The 19,615-nt window shown below is 29.3% G+C and carries 16 protein-coding genes and 5 pseudogenes; 17 read left to right on the forward strand and 4 right to left on the reverse strand.

Annotation, left to right across the window (positions count from 1 at the left end; genetic code table 11):
- The 3 genes from metG to F594_RS0102870 form a co-directional block, all read left to right on the forward strand.
- Positions 1–380 (forward strand): methionine--tRNA ligase subunit beta (gene metG / locus F594_RS09195; protein WP_019034479.1); only part of this gene is annotated, 380 nt, incomplete at its 5' end.
- A gap of 290 nt (positions 381–670) precedes the next feature.
- Positions 671–889, forward strand: coding sequence for a helix-turn-helix domain-containing protein (locus F594_RS0102865; protein WP_002839984.1), 219 nt, complete (start codon positions 671–673; stop codon positions 887–889).
- Between the two features lie 429 nt (positions 890–1,318).
- Positions 1,319–1,813: a hypothetical protein gene (locus F594_RS0102870; protein WP_019034480.1), complete on the forward strand. Its 495-nt coding sequence runs from the start codon at positions 1,319–1,321 to the stop codon at positions 1,811–1,813.
- Between the two features lie 259 nt (positions 1,814–2,072).
- Here the strand turns inward: F594_RS0102870 and F594_RS09200 are convergent.
- Positions 2,073–2,789, reverse strand: a pseudogene (locus F594_RS09200) (helix-turn-helix domain-containing protein); the annotation flags it as partial.
- Between the two features lie 12 nt (positions 2,790–2,801).
- Here F594_RS09200 and mobQ point away from each other — a divergent pair.
- The 8 genes and pseudogenes from mobQ (at position 2,802) to F594_RS0102915 (ending at position 8,621) form a co-directional block, all read left to right on the forward strand.
- Positions 2,802–4,440, forward strand: a pseudogene (gene mobQ / locus F594_RS0102880) (MobQ family relaxase).
- Positions 4,441–4,513: 73 nt separating this feature from the next.
- Complete coding sequence (locus F594_RS09725; protein ID WP_019034483.1) at positions 4,514–4,687, forward strand: hypothetical protein; 174 nt, start codon at positions 4,514–4,516, stop codon at positions 4,685–4,687.
- Between the two features lie 130 nt (positions 4,688–4,817).
- Positions 4,818–4,931 (forward strand): annotated as a pseudogene (locus tag F594_RS09930) (PcfB family protein); the annotation flags it as partial.
- 50 nt (positions 4,932–4,981) lie between these two features.
- Positions 4,982–6,241 carry an erythromycin esterase family protein gene (locus F594_RS0102895; protein WP_019034484.1) on the forward strand — a complete coding sequence of 420 codons (1,260 nt, stop codon included), beginning with the start codon at positions 4,982–4,984 and terminating at the stop codon, positions 6,239–6,241.
- 250 nt (positions 6,242–6,491) lie between these two features.
- A complete protein-coding gene (locus tag F594_RS0102900; protein WP_019034485.1) occupies positions 6,492–7,103 on the forward strand; it encodes a class I SAM-dependent methyltransferase in 612 nt (203 codons plus the stop codon).
- Between the two features lie 3 nt (positions 7,104–7,106).
- Positions 7,107–7,313 (forward strand): annotated as a pseudogene (locus tag F594_RS0102905) (tyrosine-type recombinase/integrase); the annotation flags it as partial.
- Positions 7,314–7,343: 30 nt separating this feature from the next.
- Positions 7,344–7,811, forward strand: a pseudogene (locus F594_RS0102910) (lysine--tRNA ligase); the annotation flags it as partial.
- A 177-nt stretch (positions 7,812–7,988) separates the two neighbouring features.
- Entirely contained in the window at positions 7,989–8,621 is a 633-nt protein-coding gene (locus tag F594_RS0102915; protein WP_019034488.1) for an L-2-amino-thiazoline-4-carboxylic acid hydrolase, read from the forward strand.
- Between the two features lie 100 nt (positions 8,622–8,721).
- Here the strand turns inward: F594_RS0102915 and F594_RS0102920 are convergent, their stop codons facing one another.
- Both F594_RS0102920 and F594_RS0102925 read right to left on the reverse strand, forming a co-directional pair.
- Positions 8,722–9,639 (reverse strand): copper amine oxidase N-terminal domain-containing protein, encoded by a 918-nt coding sequence (locus F594_RS0102920; RefSeq protein ID WP_019034489.1) that lies wholly within the window; start codon positions 9,637–9,639, stop codon positions 8,722–8,724.
- Between the two features lie 9 nt (positions 9,640–9,648).
- Positions 9,649–10,155, reverse strand: coding sequence for a hypothetical protein (locus F594_RS0102925; protein ID WP_004824472.1), 507 nt, complete (start codon positions 10,153–10,155; stop codon positions 9,649–9,651).
- A 132-nt stretch (positions 10,156–10,287) separates the two neighbouring features.
- Here F594_RS0102925 and F594_RS0102930 point away from each other — a divergent pair, with 132 nt between their 5' ends.
- Genes F594_RS0102930 through F594_RS0102950 form a run of 5 tightly spaced genes read left to right on the forward strand, consistent with a single transcriptional unit; the run spans position 10,288 to position 16,068 of the window.
- Entirely contained in the window at positions 10,288–11,625 is a 1,338-nt protein-coding gene (locus F594_RS0102930) for a CCA tRNA nucleotidyltransferase (RefSeq protein ID WP_019034490.1), read from the forward strand.
- The gene (gene glmM / locus F594_RS0102935) at positions 11,618–12,961 is read left to right on the forward strand and encodes a phosphoglucosamine mutase (RefSeq protein WP_019034491.1); all 1,344 of its coding nucleotides are present in this window, start codon (positions 11,618–11,620) and stop codon (positions 12,959–12,961) included. The genes F594_RS0102930 and glmM overlap by 8 nt, the downstream gene beginning before the upstream one ends.
- Before the next feature lie 8 nt (positions 12,962–12,969).
- A complete protein-coding gene (locus F594_RS0102940; RefSeq protein WP_019034492.1) occupies positions 12,970–13,806 on the forward strand; it encodes a DegV family protein in 837 nt (278 codons plus the stop codon).
- A gap of 8 nt (positions 13,807–13,814) precedes the next feature.
- Positions 13,815–14,963 (forward strand): 5-bromo-4-chloroindolyl phosphate hydrolysis family protein, encoded by a 1,149-nt coding sequence (locus F594_RS0102945; RefSeq protein ID WP_019034493.1) that lies wholly within the window; start codon positions 13,815–13,817, stop codon positions 14,961–14,963.
- The gene (locus F594_RS0102950; RefSeq protein ID WP_019034494.1) at positions 14,947–16,068 is read left to right on the forward strand and encodes a toxic anion resistance protein; all 1,122 of its coding nucleotides are present in this window, start codon (positions 14,947–14,949) and stop codon (positions 16,066–16,068) included. Before F594_RS0102945 ends, F594_RS0102950 begins: the two co-directional genes overlap by 17 nt.
- A 277-nt stretch (positions 16,069–16,345) precedes the next feature.
- Here F594_RS0102950 and F594_RS0102955 read toward each other — a convergent pair whose 3' ends face one another.
- On the reverse strand, positions 16,346–17,362 hold the full coding sequence (locus F594_RS0102955) for a PTS transporter subunit IIC (RefSeq protein WP_019034495.1): 1,017 nt from the start codon (positions 17,360–17,362) through the stop codon (positions 16,346–16,348).
- 317 nt (positions 17,363–17,679) lie between these two features.
- Here F594_RS0102955 and F594_RS09500 point away from each other — a divergent pair, with 317 nt between their 5' ends.
- A complete protein-coding gene (locus F594_RS09500) occupies positions 17,680–19,608 on the forward strand; it encodes an acyl-CoA dehydrogenase family protein (protein ID WP_019034496.1) in 1,929 nt (642 codons plus the stop codon).
- Positions 19,609–19,615: the final 7 nt, after the last annotated feature.

Genomic DNA, 19,615 nt, shown 5'->3' on the forward strand with positions numbered 1-19,615 from the left:
AAATCGACTTTTCAAAAGTAAAAGTAGAACCATTATTTGAAGATATGGTTGATTTTGATACATTCTCAAAATCTGATTTTAGAGTTGTAAAAGTTAATAACTGCGAAGAAGTTCCAAAGTCAAAAAAACTATTGAAATTTACATTAGATGATGGTAGTGGAAAAGAAAGAACCATCTTAAGTGGAATTAAGGAGTACTACTCAGCAGAAGAACTTATTGGAAAAACTTTGTTAGCAATTTGCAACCTTCCGCCAAGAAAGATGATGGGAATCGACTCAGAAGGTATGATTATATCTGCAATTTGTGAGTATGACGGAGAAGAAAAACTTAACTTAATAATGTTGGATAATAATATTCCAGCAGGATCAAAATTATATTAAAGAACACGCTAATTATGAAACTGGGGTTTGTAATGAATCCCAGTTTCATTTTTATAATTGGGTTATTAGAATTATTAAGCTATAAAACAAAATCAATTTAAAGAAAAATAAATATTAGATAATCTCAGACGATAGAAATTAAAACCTCTATCGTCTTTTTATACTAAAAATAAGGACGGAATAACACAACAAACACTCTAAAACAAATCACTAAATCAATGTAAGATTGAATGTAATCAATATTTATGCTATAATTAAATAAAACTAATGAAGAAAAAAAGAGGGATATTATGGCACTTAACTATAAACCATTATGGATACAGTTGGCAAAAAAAGGATTAAAGAAAACAGATGTAATAGCTATGGCAGGACTAACAACAAATGTTATGGCACAAATGGGTAAGGATAAACCAATTACATTTAAGAATTTAGAAAGAATATGTAAGGCTCTATCTTGCACTCCTAATGATATTATTAGTTTTGAAGATGAATTTGAAAAAGAGATTTAAATTCTTATAGTTCTTTACACTTGATTTACAAGGGATCAAAGAAAATCTTAATAAAGGTTTCTAAAATTTTATTGAAATAATGTATAATTTGTGATAGCTTACTTACAATTTTAGAATTGTAATCTTTATATAGGGTGTTTTTATATCTTGTCAATGATTTTGTAAATATCTTTTAGATTGGAATCCAAAGTTTTGTGAGTAATTTATTTGAGAATTTACAAAACTTCTTAATACATGACCTGTATGCGTATAATGACATTGACAATAAGACATCTGTGATTATAGATTTTAAACAACCATATAAATTGTAAAAAAGTATAGCACTAATACTAGCAAGAAAATTTATACGAATTTAGTTGACACAACTAAGAAAAATTGCTCCCATTTACGAAATGGTTTATACTTCAAGAGAGGAGGTAAACTAAATTGATGAAAACACTTGGTATGTTAACAATCATCTGCTTAACAGCATCAATTATGATGATGAATTTTATACTTATTATACCGAAATTTGGCTCGAAGCATTTCGGCGCACCTGATGATATCAAAGTTATGATGAGTAAGTTGCCAGATAAACCGATTTGGGTCAATATAATCGGCGGACTTATCATGATACTTGGATTGCTAGCCATTGCAGCCGTTCTAGGCTGGGCAATTGTTGATACAGTAAAATTTAGTTTAACTTTTCAGCAAGCATTTGTTAGATTTTTAATACTATTTGAAGGATATAAGCTTTTTGATATTATCTTTTTTGATTATCACATGCTTACCAAGTTAAAATTGCCGACTAAAGTTTACCCAGAAACGGTTGGTGCTAAGGGTTATGATAATTTTGGTTTTAATGGGAAAAGTCAGATTGCAAAAATTATAATCTTCTTTTTCGTGAGCCTAATTTTGGCATATTTACTGACCGTTTTGGTTTAACTAGAAATTCATAACTTATAATGTTCAATTCGACTTCTTGGCTATTTGTTTTAAGGGGCTGTAGCTTAAAAAAACCAATTATCAGAAATAGATATAAGCCATGAACAGTTATATGAAGATGGGTTAGAGTGAAATATAATCGAAAGAAACTTCAATCTAATGAATGTGAGCATATCTTAAAAACAAGACAAGAACCATTCCTATACAAATATCTATACATGCAAATTCATATAAGATAAAGGCGTATAAAAAAATTAGTTTAATCACAGCAATCACAATTTAAATTGTGATGTTCGCAAGCTAAACTACGGACTTCACTAGGAAGTTTCCCTTTGTATCTTTTGTAACAAATAGAAAATTTGCTATGGGATGCGTATCCAACAGATTGAGCTATTTCCTTTATAGGAAGTTTGGTATTTAAGAGAAGAGTCTCAGCCACGTTCATTCTTTTTCTTTGAGTATATTCTGTAATGCTTTGACCATATTTTTCTTTAAACAAATTTTTTAATTTTGTTCCGCTCATTTTAGATATTTTTTCAAGTGTACCTTGATTTATATTCATGGCGAAATGATCATCTAAGAATCTTGCTACATCTTCAAGTGCTTTATTATCATCAGACTCAATTTTATATTTTTTTCTATTTAAGTATGTGTCAATCACTATACTTATCCACTCATTTGCTTTGGCTTTAAAGAAAAAATCAGCAGCAGGAGCATCCATCTTACAATTTAATATTTCCATTGCCACTTTTTCTAAAGACTTTGTAAGTATTATTTGATTAGTTTGAAGTAAAGCCCTATAAAATGATTCCGGATCAATATTAATGGCTGATAGGTGGTTTTCCAAAAGCTCTTTTTTAAAGCCTATAGAAACAGAAAGATAATTTGAATTCTCGTGTAATAAAAACAGAAAGTCATCTTTTATATTATCAAAATCAAAAGTACATAAGGAGTTTGCAGTAAGTGTTTGATAAGGAAGTGATAAAAAATGGCAGACAGTTTTCATTTTTCAGTAAACATAATATCAAGAGGAAAAGGAAAAAGTGCAGTAGCAAGTGCAGCATATAAGTGGAGAAAAAATAAAAAATGAATGGGACGGAGTAACCCATGATTATACAAGAAAAGAAAAAGTATTAGTAAAAAATATAATATTGCCTGATCATATACCAAAAGAATTTAATGATAGGTCTACCTTATGTAATAAAGTAGAAATGGCAGAAAAAAATTCTAATGCACAACTAGCAAGACAATTCATAATTGGACAACCAAAAGAATTATCTTTAATTGAAAATAAAAACCTAGTTGAAAGATTTATAAAAGAAAATCTAACATCACAAGGAATGATAGTAGATTATGCAATTCATGATGAGAGTCAAGATAAAAATGGAAATATCCATTGTCATATAATGACCATAATGCGACCCATAAACGAAAAAGGAGAGTTCTTAGCAAAGTCAAAAAAAGAATATATCCTAGATGAAAAAGGAGAAAAGATTTTAAACAAAAATGGAAAACCAAAGACAAGAAAAGTAGAACTAACAACTTGGAATGATAAGGGCAATGTAGAAAAATGGAGAGAAAATTTTTCAGACCTTTGCAATGAATATCTAGCAAAAAACAAGATAGAAAAAAGAGTAGACCATAGGAGTTTTAAAAGACAAAATTCAGATTATCTACCGACAATCCATTTAGGATCAGCAGCAAGTGCAATGGAAAGAAAGGGAATAGAAACTGACAAAGGAAACTATAATAGAGAAATAAGAAAATATAATAACCTTGTAAAAACAATAAAAGAAGAGATAAAAACATTAAAGTGTTGGATAGGAAATTTATTAGATAACTTATCTACTGCTTATGAAAAATTTAAGGATATAGAAAGAGATAAGGTAATAGACAATCCTAAACTTTTCAATCTAACAAATTATCTATTAACTTATTCAGAAATTCAAAAAGAAAAAAGTAAATATCTAAAAGGATATGCCAAAACTAATAAAGAAAAATATGACTTCAAAAAGCTAACAAGTGCATATAGTTATTTAAGTAAAAATGACATAGAAACCATAGGTCAGTTGCAAACAAAAATAGAAACTTTAAAGTCTAATAGTTATACTCTAAATAAAAAAGCAAAGACAATCCATAAAGAAATGGAAGATGTAGAAAAGAAAATTTTATACTATGAAATCTACAAAGCCAAAAAAGAAGTTTATGAAGAATATCAAAAGAAAAATATATTCACAAAAGAAGCATTTTATAATAAACATAAGAAAGATATAGACCAATATAAGGTAGTAAGAGAGAAATTAAAAAAACTCCTATCAGATAAGGAAAAACTAAGTCCTAAAAAATGGAATGAAGAAAAAAATCTTTTAATGGCAAATCTTGAAGAAATAAATAAAGAAAAAGACAAGATAAAAGATGAATACCAGGAAATTAATCATATCAAATATGCAGTAAATTTTGTAAACAAAGAATTAGGTATAGATTTATCCATAGAAATAGATAAGCTTATAAAACAAGGCGAAAAACCAAGTGTAATAGCACAGATTAAAAAATTCCAAGACCAAGTTAATAAAGATAATGAATACAGAGAAATGATGAAAAATAAGAAAATGGATCAAGAAAGATAAGACATGGTAAATATATCTTATCCAAGCTATAATATAACCAAGAAAATAAAGGCAGATCTAGGAGGTAATAGAGATGAATAAAAGGCAAGAGCTAATAGATGAACTCATAAAAGCAGATCAAGATGGAACATACAAAACATATAAAAGCACAGAAGAAATAAAAGCAATCAACAATGAAGAAGTGCAGATTATATATTCCAACATGAAAAATTATCTATCAGACAAAAGAACACACATAAACTACTAAAGGTGGAAAGGCATTGTAAGCTATTTTAAAGTATAAAAGGTACAAATACCTAAGAAAGCTATATAAACATCAAAATAAGGCATTCCACCACTACCAACAACCAAATAAAAACAAGCAAAGAGAGAAAAACATGATAAACGAAGAAATAAGTAAAGAAGCAGGTCAAGCAGCACAAACCATAATAACATACACAATAAAGGCAGCAAAAGCGAAAATGGAAGCAGAAAAAGAAGCGGCAAAAGAAGAAGCAACAGTATGATAAAATATTAAAAAAATGTAGTAAGAGGTGAGAAAATGATAAAGAAAATATTTAAAGGAATTTTAATTTTTTTAGTATCCCTTATTATTCTTATAGGGATTGGAGATTTTTTATGGATTAATCTTCCGAAGTTAAATGCCAGAAAAAATATTTCTGATATAGAAGACTATGGCAAAGCTGTAAGCCAAATAAACTTAGATGACAATATACAAGTCGTTGGACTTGGGGAAGCGGCTCACGGGAATTCTGATTTTCAAGATTTAAAATTAGAAGTTTTAAAGACTTTAGTTGAAAAAAATAATTTAAAGAGCTTTGCTATTGAAGCTGATTTTGGCGAAGGAATGATAATCAACAATTACATTCACGGAAACAAGAGAGATGAAAATATTTCAAGAATTTTTTCTTTTAATATTTATCACACAAAGAATATGAGCGATCTTATAAATTATATGTTTGACTACAATCAAAAAGCCAAGGATGAGGACAAACTTTCTTTTTACGGCTTTGACATGCAAAATCCAGAAAAATCTATTGATTTAATATTAGATTTTTGTAAGGAAAATAATATATTACAAGAAAAAGACTTGAAAAAGGAGCTTTCTTTTATAAAAGATGAAAAAATTAAGATTTCACAGATAAAAGATAAGGAAGCTTTGTTGTTAGAGATAAAAGCTTATGCAGACGCCCTATCCTCTTCAGATGCAAAAATAGCTTCAAGAGCTCTTACAAATATATTAAATAGCATAAAATATTACGAATTAGATTTTAATGACTATGTAAAAGTAAATAATGTTAGAGATGAGCTTATGGCTGAGAATGTTAAATGGATAAGTGATTTTGAAAAATCAAAGGGAAATAAGATGCTTTTAATTTCTGGACACAACGGTCACATTGCAAAAAGTGAAAAATTTTATGAGCCAATGGGGTCTCACTTAAAGAAAATTTTTGGAGAAAAATATTTTATTATTGGAACAGACTTTTATAAGGGAATTGTTAATATCAATGTGGCTGGTCCAGATAACAAGAGGTCAAACCATGTCTTTGTATCTGCTGATCCTTTAGCTTACAGTGCGAGAAAATTTAAAGGAAAATATTATTTAGATTTTACAAAAGTTAAAGATGGAGAAACTTTTGACCTTATAAATAAAGAAATCAACATGATAAGTCTGGGTGAAGGATATTCTCCTCTTATGAAATTCATGCCAAGGACTTATAGGGTAAAGGAAGTTCCAAAAGATTTATATGACGCAATGATCTTTGTTTATTATGCAAAGCCAATTGCTGTTAATGATTAATATTATTTATGAAAGAGATGGAAGATGTTAGAAGTTCAAAATATAAAAAAGATATGACCTGAGAAATCTAAGGGAGTAACGAAAAGTTACACTCTTAAATAACCATAAAAAAAGACTTCCGAAAAGCGGAAATCAAGAATTTCGATTATCGAAAATCTGGAAAATATCAAGGTGGATAGGATATAAAATTGAATAAACATAAAATTTATGATAAAATTATACTGATAATATTTATCAATAGGAGATAAAAATGTTAAAAAAATTTTTTGAAAATGTAAAAAATCCGAAAAATAATTTCGGCGGTCGCTTCATGGTGAAAGGAATGAATATTGGTCACGAAAAATTGGCGAAATGGGGCAGATCTTTTCTGAATATTAAAAGCTCGGATGTGGTTTTAGATCTAGGATGTGGCGGTGGACGTAATGTTCAATACTTCTTAACAAAGGCTAAAAAAGTATATGGAATGGACTATTCTAAAACAAGTGTAGATATCGCAAGTTCAGTAAATAGCGAAGCTATAAGAGATGGCAGGTGTAAAATTATTGAAGCAGACGTGGCTAAACTACCTTTTGAAGATGAATCCATAAATATAGTAACTGCCTTTGAAACCATTTATTTTTGGAAGAATATAGAAGTATCTTTTAGGGAAATCCATCGTGTTCTAGTTAAGGACGGTCAGTTTCTAATATGCAACGAAGGAGCGTATAGAGAGCATAAAAACATAAAAAAATGGGCGGATATGTTAGAATTTGAAGTGTATTCCCCCAAATATCTAACAGAAACATTAAATAAGATAGGATTTAAATGCGAATACCATCTAGACGAGAAAGAGCATATAGTATTTTTAGCTAGAAAATTATAAAAAAATTTGAGAATAATGAAAAACAAATCTAAATCTAATGATATTTTATTAGTTCCACATTTAAGCAATCACATTTTTAGACACACCTTTACTACAAGGCTTAATGAACAAAATATAAATACAAAAGCAATGCAGTCTATTCTAGGTCATTCTGATATTAGTACAACAATGGATATATATGTAGAAGTACCTAAAAATAGACTTTTATAGAGATTTAGACAATTATCTAAGGTAGAGGGGATTTTCCCAACAATGAAGCCAATAGGTAAGGAAAAATCAGAAAATGAAGATTTTTCAAAAGAAACTGATAATAAACCTAAAATAGAAAAAATCGACTTTTCAAAAGTAAAAGTAGAACCATTATTTGAAGATATGGTTGATTTTGATACATTCTCAAAATCTGATTTTAGAGTTGTAAAAGTTTTAAACTGCGAAGAAGTTCCAAAGTCAAAAAAACTTTTAAAATTTACATTAGATGATGGTAGTGGAAAAGAAAGGATTATTTTATCAGGAATAAAGAATTTTTATAATGCTGAAGAATTAGTAGGAAAGACACTTCTTGCCATCACAAACCTAGCCCCAAGACAAATGATGGGATTAGAATCTTGTGGTATGCTTTTATCAGCAGTATGTGAATATGAAGGTGAAGAGCTTTTAAATCTTATTATGCTTGATTCTAAGATACCAGCAGGTGCTAAAATATATTGATTTATAAGAATTTTTAAGTGAGACTAATTTTAAATTAGTCTCATTTTTAATAATATATATGTAATTTTTTAAAAATTGTAAAAAATAATTGTTATAAAATGAAAAAAGTAGATAGTTGATAATAATAACAAAATTATTAAAATTTACATATTGATATTAGGACAGTGGAGGTTATATATGAAATACAAAGCTATTTATTGGTTTATCCTTTCACCATTTATAAAATCATATTTGAATATACATTTTAGTAAAAGTCAAACTAAAGAATTTACTAAAAAAGCCAAAAGCTTTTATAAAGATTTGTTGGCAAAGGCTGATGACATTGGTGAAAAAAATCCCATGGCTAGTAATCTCTATTTTGCTTTATTGCTATTTTCATTCTTTTTGCCAAATAAAGCTAATATTTCACTAGATATGTTTAAAGATTTAATGAATTATGTTTTGAACCATCCATTTATTTTATTTTTCACTAAATGTGACCTTAATAATGATAAGACAATGAATATGATTAATAAAAAAATTAAAAAATCGGCTTTATGGGCAGAGAAAAATAAAGATAAGTATCCACAAACATGGGAATTTAATTTTTATGATAAGCCAAGAGAAGGCTGTGCTTATTATTTTACTAAGTGTCCTATTGCAAAGTTTTTTAAGGATAATAATTATGAAGAGTACACTGAGCTTTTTTGCAATTTAGATTATATCAAAATTGCTCAAAGTAATGGTATTCTTATAAGAGAGCATACTATTGCACAGGGTGATGATATTTGTGATTTCTGGATTATTGGTAACAAGGCAAAAAAAGAGTAAATTTAAAATTTGTATAAAAAAAGACGCTCCTTAAATATGATTTAGCGAAAATATTAAGTGAATTACATATTTAATGGGAGCGTCCTTTTATATTAATTTTTTATTTACCAATTTGTTTCATAAGATTTTCTATTGTTTTATCAGCATTATCAGTATAGGCTTTGATATCTTCTCTTGCCTTATAATTTTCACCCTTAAGGTTAGCGTTATAGGCATCTTGAAGTTCAGTCATTTTTATTTGAAAATCTGTAAATAAATTGACTACTTTTTTTGCGACATCTTCATCTTTATTTATAATAGCTTCTTTTAAATCGGGAAGCATTGTTAAGGCTCTTTCATTGGCTTCCATAGCTTTATTATAAGTATCTCTAAATTTATCAGAAACATTTATATTTTTAAGCTCTGAAATTGCATCTGAAATTTCTTTGTTAGCCCTATTGTATTCTTTTTCTAAATCTTCTTTTGATAAAGTGCTAGCTTTTTCAAAGAATGATTTTTTTAAAGAAGTCATATTGTCTTCAATTATTTTTTGTTTACTTTGAAATTTATTTAAAAATTCTTTTTCGTCACCACTTAAACCAGTAATTCCATCGGTGATATTATCTTTTTGTGAGTTTATAATGACCTTTTTTTCTTTTCCATCCCAATTAACTTTAAGATTCATATTTTCTGCAACAAATCTCAGAGGCACATAGGTTCTGTCCTTTCTTATTAATGGGGCAACGTCATTTTTAATTTTTTCATTATTCACTGTGATATTTGTATCGCCAATTGTCATAAGGATTTGTCTATCATTATTTTTTATAGTAACAAGCTTCTTATCCTTATTCCAATCCACCTTATAATTTAGGGCTTCACCAATAAATCTGATGGGAACAAAAGTCCTATCTTTTTCTATAAAGGGTGCGGCATCAGTTTTAATAATTTTACCATCAATTTCTATTGAAGGTGCTTTTGCAAATACCGTAGTACTTATAAGTAGCAATGAAGCAAGAACTAAAGTTATTATTTTTTTCATATTTACCTCCTAATTACTTCCTGTTGTTACAAACTTTTCATTTAAATATATTAAATTGCTATCATTTTCATCTTTTATTTCAATAAAAGAATCATTTCCTCTAGTTGGTTCAATTTTTCCATTATCTCCATCCTTATAAAAAATTATATATTCTTTATTGGGTATTAGTGATTTTGGTAATTCAATTTCAACGTTTGATAAATCTCCTACATAATCTGTTAAGAAGTTTGATTCAAGACCATTTGTAGAGGAATTTTGTATTCTAACTCTTGAAATATAATTTGAGTTTTCAATCAGATTATCAACAAATTCCTTATCAAAAGCTGATGTTATAGGAGTATTTGCTGATTCTTTAGAATCTTCACTTTCTTTGTTTGAGGATGCGTTGCTATTTACAACAACTTTATTGGTGGAGCTACCAATTTTAACATTTGAATCTTTACTTTCGTTTTTTTTGCCACAAGCACTCAAAAATAAAGATAAAGCCAAAACAGAGATTAATAATTTGCCTTTCATATAGACCTCCTTTTTTTCATTTTATCATATAAACCTCTTATTTTAAATACTTTTAAAATTTCTGATTTACTTGTATGAATACAGTAAATTATTTTATTTATCGTGTCTACATGATATAATAAAACTGTTATTATGGATAAGGATGTATTTGATTTATTAGAAAAATTAGATAATCATGGTTATAAGTCATATATTGTTGGAGGTTGTCTTAGAGATATACTTCTGGGAATAAGACCTAATGATTTTGATATAACAACAAATGCTAGACCGAGTCAAGTAAAAGAAGTGTTCAGAGAATATAAAATATTTGATTATGGCATAAAATACGGAACGATTACAGTAGAATATAGAGATAGATTGTATGAAATAACAACTTTTAGATCAGAAGGAACTTATAGTGATAACAGAAGACCTGATAGGGTTTTATTTTTAGATTCTATTGATGATGACTTAGCTAGACGAGATTTTACAATTAATGCTATGGCAATGGATAAGTCTTATAATATCTATGACCCTTTCAATGGTATAAGGGATTTAAAAAATAAAATAATCAGAGCTTGTGGAGATGCTAACAAACGTATTGAAGAGGATGCATTAAGAATTTTAAGGGCAATAAGATTTGCCACTAGGTTTAAATTTTATCTTGACGAAGAATTATTTGATGCCATAAGCTTGAACAGAAATTTATTAAAAAACATAGCTAGGGAAAGAATATTTAGTGAAATTTGTAAAATAATTACTTATGATAATCCTTCTTATGGATTTTTGCTAATGGAGGAAACAGGAATCCTTGATATATTATTTCCAAGTCTAAGAAAAACTGTCGGCTTTGATCAAAAAACTCCATGGCACGATAGAAATCTTTTTGATCATCTTCTGTGCGTAATGGATAATGTTCCTAATGATTTATCTTTAAGATTTGCTGCCATATTTCATGATATCGCTAAACCTCTAACTCTTAAAATAGATGGTGACGGCACAGGACATTTTTTAGGTCATGATGCACTAGGAGCTACAATGGCTGAAGATATTTTAAAATATTACAAGGCACCTAAGGCATTAATTGAAAAAGTTTCTATTTTAATTAAGGAACATATGAAAGTTCAAGAAGTAATGACAGATAAAGCCCTAAGACGACAGATTAAAAGAGTAGGAAGAGAAAATATTTTAGACCTATACGAACTCTTATATGCAGATTGTGTATGCACAAGATATGATCGAGATGGAAGCTTTATTTTAAATAGAAAAAAAAGAATAGAGGAACTTTTAGATGAAAAAGAAATGAAAAAAGAAAAGTTTCTCGAAATTAATGGATATGATTTAATTGAACTTGGTTTTCATGGAAAAATAATAGGTCAAATTTTAAAATATGCTGAAAATTTAGTTCTCAGCGATACAAGTTTAAATAAAAAAGAAATACTTTTAGAAAAGATTAAAAATAATTTTATAAGCGGTGATAGAAATGGGTAAACTTTTTGGTACAGATGGTGTTAGAGGTATAGCAAATAAATTCCTCTCTCCTGATTTATGTTTTGAGTTGGGAAGATCAGCCGGATTTGTTCTTTCAAAAGAAAAAAAAGGTAAAGTTATTGTAGGTAGAGATACAAGGTATTCAGGAGATTTGATAGAATCATCCTTAGTAGCAGGACTTTTAAGTATAGGATTTGATGTTGATATTGCAGGAGTTATTCCAACTCCTGGTATTGCATATTTAACTAAAACTTATGATTATTTATTGGGAGTAGAAATTTCGGCATCTCACAATCCCTATGAATACAATGGTATAAAATTTTTCTCCAGCCAAGGTTTTAAACTTCCTGATGAAGTGGAAAATGAAATTGAATCTATTATTTTAGATGATATAAAACTTTATAAAGATTTAACTGGTGATAAAATTGGTAGAATTAATAGGAGCGATAAATTTGTAAACATATACAAAAATTATTTAAAGAATTTAGTCAAAATGGATTTAAAGGGCAAAAAAATTGCTCTTGATATAGGTAACGGTGCTCTTTATGATATAGCTAAAGAAGTTTTAGAATCTTATGGGGCAGAGGTAATTGTTATTAATGACAAACCCAATGGTAAAAATATTAATGATAATTGCGGCTCAACCAATCCGAACCTCATAAAAGAATTAGTAATAAAAGAAAAAGCTCTAATGGGTATGTCCTTTGATGGAGATGCAGATAGGATAATTGCAGTTGATGAAAAGGGAAGCATTGTCGATGGTGATCATATATTAGCCATATGTGCTAGCTATTTAAAAGAAAAAAACAAGTTAAAAAATAATGCTTGTGTCGGTACAATTATGTCTAATATGGGACTTGAAAAATATTTAAAATCAATAGGTGTAAATTTTGTCGCAACTAAAGTTGGCGACCGATATATTATTGAAGAAATGCGTAAAAGTGATTATATAGTTGGAGCTGAACAATCAGGTCATGTTATATTTTTAGAACATAATACAACAGGAGATGGTCTTGCAACAGGTATCAATCTTTTAAATATTATGGAAGATACTGGTAAAAAACTTTCCACTTTAAATGAACTTATGACATCTTACCCACAAGTTCTAGAAAATGCAAAAGTTCCAGACGAACTTAAGAGAAAAGTTTTAGAAGTTCCTGAAATTAAAGAAAAAATTAATAAAATTGAGGAAAAATATAAAGGTAATGGTAGAATAGTAATAAGACCATCAGGCACAGAACCTTTGGTTCGTGTTATGATAGAAGGTGAAGATATAGTTTCTATAGGAAAAGATGCTATAGAATTAAAAAATTTTATTGAAGAGAAACTTAATTAGGAGTAAATATGTTTAAGATAATAAGTGATTCAAGCTGTGATTTAACAAAAGAAGAAATTAATGACCTCGATGTTTCTTATGTACCATTTAAGATAACAATAGATGGAAAAGAATTTATTGACGATTATGATTTTAATCTGAATGATTTTCTTACTGATATGGAAAATACGAAAAACCCGATTACTACATCCTGTCCGTCACCTTTTGATTATATGGAAGAGATAGAAAAAAATAAGGATAGGGATATATATCTTGTAACAATATCTTCAAAACTTTCAGGTTCATTCAACGCTGCTCAGGTTGCAGCAAAAGAGGCAAAGGAAAAATATCCTGATATTAATATAGGACTTATTGATTCAAAATCAGCCTCTGCTGGACAGACTAGACTTGTCTTAAAATTGCTTGAATATTTGAAAGAGAATAATTCTTTTGAAGAAACAATGGATAAAATTACAAAATATATTGATTCGCAAATTACAATGTTTGTTTTGGAATCAATGCAAAATTTAATAAAAAATGGAAGAATTAAAAAGTCAGCAGGCTTAATAGCAAATGTTTTAAATATCAGACCCATTATGATGTCAAATGATGGCGAAATTGAGCTTTATGAAATGAACAGGGGAATGAAAAAATCCCTCGATAAGCTGATGTTAGCAATAGGAAAGTTGAATAAAAATACAGAAAATGGTGTTTTATCTATTTCCCATGTAAATGCAAAAGAAAGGGCAGAAAGCTTTGCTCAAAAAGCCAGGGAACTTTATAAGTTTAAAGATATAGTTGTACGTCAAACAAACGGATTATCAGCTGGCTATGCAGATATTGGAGGAATTGTAATAGCTTTTTAAGGAGATTTATGGCAAAAAATAATAATCACAATAATAATCACATAGAAGATTTTGAAAATTTAATAGACCATGCTATAAAAGAAGAAAATTTTAAAGAAATCAATGAATTTATATCACAAAGCTTAAATTCGGCTGTAAATATAACCAAATCATCTATCAACAAGCTTTTTAATAAGACCAATGATAACAGACCATATAGAGTATGTGAGGATGATAATATTATAAACCAAAAGCCTAAAGCTGAAAAAAAAGTTCGTGCTTGGTCAAATTTAGCAAAACTATCTTTAATCTTTCATGGTATTGGAGCAATTGCAATCTTAATAGATGGAGTATCTAGTTTTGATTTAGATTCATTAATGGTTTTTGCTTTATATTTTGTACCGGCTATTATATTTTCTTTATATATTTTGTATAGAACAGATAAATTAAAAAAGCAAATTATAAGATTTAGAAAATATAAACGAGAAATAGGAAACAATACAGTTATACCTGTAATGGATCTTGCTGTAGCTACATCTAAGGCAAAAGACTTTACTATAAGTGATTTATTAGATTTAATAGATAAGGATTTCTTTAGACAAGCTAGAATTGTTGAAAATGGAGAATTGTTGATTCTCGATTCAAAAACTTACAAATTATATAAAAAAGAAAAACTTAATAATTTTAATGAAGAAAATGAAGATCTAAAAGTTAATGATTTTAAAGCATCAGATAGGGAAGAAATACTTTCAAAAGCAAAAATTCAAATAACAAAGTTAGCAAATTCTGTAGATGCTTTAAAAGAGCCTATGAAATTTAAGATAACAAAACTTCTAGGAACTTTAAGAAGGATATTTTCCATCGTTAAAGAAAATGATGTTGATTTAAAAGATCTTTCAAAGTTCATTGATTATTATTTACCAACAACAACTAAACTTGTAGAAACTTATAAAGAGATGCAGGATTCACCGACACAATCAGTTGAAGTTTCCCTAAAAGAAATTGACAAAACAATGGATATTATTAACGAAGCTTTTTTAAAGCTTTTAGATAATATGTATGAAGATAAAGTGATTGATATATCCTCAGATATTTCTGTTTTAAAAACTATGTTGAAACAGGAAGGTCTACTCGATGATGATTTTATGTTAGGAGGAAATAATGCAAAGAGAAATTAAGCTATCCTTAGATGGTTTAGAAAATAATGAAGAAGATAAGCTTGAAATAATACCGGAAAAGGAAGTAGCAAAAAGAAAAGTGAATTTAAGTCCTGAAGAAGCAAAACAAGTTGAAGAATTTGCAAAACAAATTGATATTTCAAACTCCAATTTAGTTTTACAATATGGTGCAGGAGCTCAAAAAAAGATTGCTAATTTTTCTGAAAAAACTTTAGATTCTGTAAAAACTAAGGATTTAGGAGAGATTGGAGAACTCTTAGGAAATGTTGTTACTGAGCTTAAAAATTTTGAAATTGATGAAGAGGATAATAAATTAGTATCTTTTTTTAAAAAACAAGTTAATAAAGCTAATTCAATAAGAGTAAAATATGATAATGCTGAAAAAAATGTAGATAACATTATTAAAGCTTTGGAAAATCATCAAATGATTCTTATGAAAGATATTGCAACCTTGGACCAAATGTATGATTTGAACGAATCATATTACAAGGAACTTTCAATGTATATATTGGCTGGTAAGAAAAAACTTGAAGAAGCTAGAGAGCTTGAACTTCCGAAATTGCAAAAAGAAGCACAAAATTCTAACCTACCCATAGATGCACAAAAAGCTAATGACTATGTTAATTTAATTAATAGATTTGAAAAGAAACTTCATGATCTTGATTTAACAAGAATGGTTTCAATACAAATGGCACCCCAAATAAGGATGGTTCAATCTTCAAACACTATAATGGTCGAAAAAATTCAATCTATTATGGTTAATACAATTCCCCTATGGAAATCACAAATGGTTATAGCTATGGGAGCTAATCACTCTAAAGAAGCTGCTAAGACTACAAAAGAAGTAACCGATCTGACAAATAAACTATTAAGAAAAAATGCACAGAGCCTAAATCAACAATCCATTGAAACGGCAAATCTTTCCGAGCGAGGAATAGTTGATATTGAAACAATAAAATACACAAATGACCAGTTAATTTCAGCCTTAACAGAAGTGAGAAAAATTCAAGAACAAGGACACGAGAGAAGAATTCAAGCAGAAGAAGAACTTGCAAAAATTGAAGAAAATTTAAAAAGTTCATTGAGAGAAATAGCTAAAAAGTAAGACTTTTGTCTTGCTTTTTTTTGATTCAAACATTAGATTTACTTAAATCGCACTTTATGACTAAATTCTAATTTTTATATAATTCATGAGGCATAACTAAAATTAAAGTCTTATCTTTTTATTGATATATTTTTGTTTTATTACGTGGATACAATAAAAAGCGAAGTCTTTAATAAAGATATATAAGTTAAATAAATAAAAAACTAAATAAATATCACTTGATATGATAAATAAAAGCTGTAGCAGATTAATTTCCACTACAGCTTATTTAATTATATTAAAGTTCTAATTTTAAATCTCCTTCTTTTATCCAGTTAATTTTTCTTAATGGTATATAAATTATATAAGAAACTAAAGCTGGCAATAAAATGTGAAGTAATATTATTAAGAATAATAAATTAAAAAAGGGAACTTCAGGCATGGAAGTGAAAGTTGCAATTTGACCAACAAGTCCACAAGTACCCATACCTGCACCTATTGGAATATTTGTCATTTTAAATACAACAGTGGCTAAAGGTCCCAAAATGGCAGAGGCTAAAGTTGGTGGAATTGCAATTTTTGGATTTCTCACTATGTTAGGCATTTGTAACATACTAGTGCCTAAACCTTGAGCTACAAGCCCTTCAAAGCCGTTATCTCTGAATGATATTACTGCAAACCCAATCATTTGACAACAACAGCCAATTGTTGCGGCACCACCAGCAAGACCTGAAAGTGATAACATCATGCAAAGTGCGGCTGATGAAATTGGTAATGTTAAAACAATACCAACTATAACAGAAACCACAATACCCATAATAAAGGGTTGTTGTTCAGTAGCAATCATTATTATATTTCCAATACCTGTCATTATTGCATTTATTGTCGGGCCAATTAAATTCGCCAGGAAAACACCAACAAGAACTGTTACGACTGGAGTAATAACAATATCAATTTTTGTTTCTTTTGATACAATTTTACCAAATTCAACAGCAAATAAAGTTGCTATGTAAACTCCCATTGGTCCACCCAACTCATTAGCAGCTATTCCTACAACTGTAGAAGCAAAAATAACGAGGTTTGGAGCTCCAAGAGCATAAGCTATTGAAACTGCAATAGCAGGGCCGGTTGCTTCTTTAGCTAAAGGCCAAATAGTTTCTGATAAAAATTTAATATTTAGTGAAGTGCCGATGGAATTAAGAATAGTTCCAACTAAAAGAGTAGCAAATAGACCAAAGGCCATAGCACCCAAGGCATCCACGAAATATGTCTTTGGAGAAAGTGAAACATTCTTTCTCCTTAGAAAGGATATCATAATTTTTCTACCTCCTATATTTAAATACACGTTTACAATTATATCACTTAATAAGTAATAAGTTAAATATTATTAATTTTTTTATTAAAATTTAATTTGTAAAAATAATTATTTATAAAGAAATATTATGGGTATAAGAATTTTTGAAAGACAATATTTTTAATTTTAGGTCTTTATAAAATATTATTTAGATAATGTAAAAAAACTTTGACGAATGATGTTAGTTGTGGTATATTATGCACATAGTATACCGAGCTGGTATAGTTTATTTTTTAAAATGATATTTTTCAAACATTTTAATTTTAAGGAGGCAAATAATGTATAAGACAACAGATGAACATGAAGCCCTTCGTAAATCTATTAGAGAATTTGCTGAAGCGGAAATTAAGCCTAATGCCTTTGCAATGGATCAAGCAAATGAATTTCCTGATGAAATTGTAAAGAAAATGGGTGAAAACGGTTGGATGGGTATTCCTTATAGCAAAGAGTATGGTGGTGCAGGTCTTGATGCAATTTCCTATGCAATAGCTGTAGAAGAGTTATCAAGAGTAGATGCTGGTTGTGGGGTTATACTTTCTGCACATACTTCATTAGGATCTTATCCAATAGAAGCTTTTGGTACTGAAGAACAAAAGAAAAAATATTTAGTACCTCTTGCTAAAGGTGAAAAATTGGGTGCTTTTGGTTTGACTGAACCAAATGCAGGTAGTGATGCAGGTGGGACTCAAACAACTGCTGAACTTGATGGAGATTATTACATTTTAAATGGTGGAAAAATCTTTATCACAAATGCTCCTAAGGCTGATTTCTATGTAGTTTTCGCTGTAACTACACCAGGAATTGGAACTCATGGAATTTCTGCTTTTATTGTAGAGAAAGGATGGGACGGATTTACATTTGGAGACCATTATGACAAAATGGGTATCAGGTCATCTTCTACTGCCGAACTTACTTTTAATAAGGTTAAAGTTCCTAAAGAAAACTTACTTGGTCAAGAAGGTCAAGGATTCAGAATTGCTATGCAAACTCTTGATGGTGGTAGAATAGGTATCGCTTCTCAAGCTTTAGGTATTGCACAAGGTGCTTATGAAGCAGCACTTAAATATGCTAAGGAAAGAATCCAATTTGGTAGACCTATAGCTCAACAACAAGCAGTCGCATTTAAGATTGCAGATATGGCTACTAAAATTCGTGCAGCTAGACTATTGATTTATTCTGCTGCTGAAATGAAAACAAATCATGAAAAATATTCTATGGAAGCTGCTATGGCTAAGACTTATGCCTCTGAAACTGCACTATTCTGTGCAAATGAAGCACTACAAATTCACGGTGGTTCAGGCTATATGAAGGGCATGGAAGTTGAAAGATTCTATAGAGATGCAAAGATTACAACTATATATGAAGGTACAAGTGAAGTTCAAAGAGTAGTAGTTGCTAATAATATCATCGGGAAAACAAAGAGAAAAAAGGGTAAAGCTGCAGTAATTCAAAAATCACAAGAACCAATTACAGGTGTTAGAAAAAGAGAAATAATTACTGCAGATTCACCAAAAGAAGCGGTTGATGTTTTAGTACAAAATCTTAAGAAAGATGGTTATGATTTTTCAGTTGGTATTCCAATGGATACACCAATTTATGATGCTGAAAGAGTTGTTTCAATCGGTAAGGGAATAGGTTCTAAGGAAAATCTTCCAATGGCTGAACAATTAGCTAAAGCTGCCGGTGCTGCTATAGGTTGTTCAAGACCAACTGCAGAAACATTGAAAATTTTACCACTTGAAAGATATGTTGGTATGTCTGGACAAAAATTTAATGGTAACTTATATATTGCATGTGGTATTTCAGGTGCTATTCAACACTTAAAAGGTATCAAAAATGCATCAACTATTGTTGCTATTAATACTAATGCAGGTGCTCCAATATTTAAGAATTGTGACTACGGTATCGTTGGAGATATGTTTGAAATTATGCCTCTATTAACTGAAGCTTTAGGAACAGAAGATAAAAAGGAAGCTCCACCAATGAAAAAAGTTAGAAGGTCTAAACCGAGAAAACTTGCACCAAACTATTCAGTAATGGTTTGTCCAGGTTGTGGATATGAATATGATCCTGATCTTGGTGACCCAAATGGTGAAATTGATCCTGGTACTGAATTTGAAAGACTTCCAGATGATTGGTCTTGCCCAGATTGCCTAGAACCTAAAGAAAACTTTATAGAAGCTGAATTTACTGAAGATAGAAAGTAAGGAGGAG

The sequence above is a fragment of the Peptoniphilus lacrimalis DSM 7455 genome (genome assembly GCF_000378725.1).
Lineage (GTDB): Bacteria > Bacillota > Clostridia > Tissierellales > Peptoniphilaceae > Peptoniphilus_A > Peptoniphilus_A lacrimalis.

Excerpts from the sequence above, each read along its gene's own strand:
- F594_RS0102900 (WP_019034485.1), top strand. The coding sequence starts at position 6,492 with ATGTTAAAAAAATTTTTTGAAAATGTAAAAAATCCGAAAAATAATTTC.
- F594_RS0102945 (WP_019034493.1), top strand. The coding sequence starts at position 13,815 with ATGGCAAAAAATAATAATCACAATAATAATCACATAGAAGATTTTGAA.
- F594_RS0102920 (WP_019034489.1), bottom strand. The coding sequence starts at position 9,639 with ATGAAAAAAATAATAACTTTAGTTCTTGCTTCATTGCTACTTATAAGT.
- F594_RS0102955 (WP_019034495.1), bottom strand. The coding sequence starts at position 17,362 with ATGATATCCTTTCTAAGGAGAAAGAATGTTTCACTTTCTCCAAAGACA.
- F594_RS0102895 (WP_019034484.1), top strand. The coding sequence starts at position 4,982 with ATGATAAAGAAAATATTTAAAGGAATTTTAATTTTTTTAGTATCCCTT.
- glmM (WP_019034491.1), top strand. The coding sequence starts at position 11,618 with ATGGGTAAACTTTTTGGTACAGATGGTGTTAGAGGTATAGCAAATAAA.
- F594_RS09725 (WP_019034483.1), top strand. The coding sequence starts at position 4,514 with ATGAATAAAAGGCAAGAGCTAATAGATGAACTCATAAAAGCAGATCAA.
- F594_RS0102915 (WP_019034488.1), top strand. The coding sequence starts at position 7,989 with ATGAAATACAAAGCTATTTATTGGTTTATCCTTTCACCATTTATAAAA.
- F594_RS0102930 (WP_019034490.1), top strand. The coding sequence starts at position 10,288 with ATGGATAAGGATGTATTTGATTTATTAGAAAAATTAGATAATCATGGT.
- F594_RS0102870 (WP_019034480.1), top strand. The coding sequence starts at position 1,319 with ATGAAAACACTTGGTATGTTAACAATCATCTGCTTAACAGCATCAATT.
- F594_RS0102940 (WP_019034492.1), top strand. The coding sequence starts at position 12,970 with ATGTTTAAGATAATAAGTGATTCAAGCTGTGATTTAACAAAAGAAGAA.
- F594_RS0102950 (WP_019034494.1), top strand. The coding sequence starts at position 14,947 with ATGCAAAGAGAAATTAAGCTATCCTTAGATGGTTTAGAAAATAATGAA.
- F594_RS0102925 (WP_004824472.1), bottom strand. The coding sequence starts at position 10,155 with ATGAAAGGCAAATTATTAATCTCTGTTTTGGCTTTATCTTTATTTTTG.
- F594_RS0102865 (WP_002839984.1), top strand. The coding sequence starts at position 671 with ATGGCACTTAACTATAAACCATTATGGATACAGTTGGCAAAAAAAGGA.
- F594_RS09500 (WP_019034496.1), top strand. The coding sequence starts at position 17,680 with ATGTATAAGACAACAGATGAACATGAAGCCCTTCGTAAATCTATTAGA.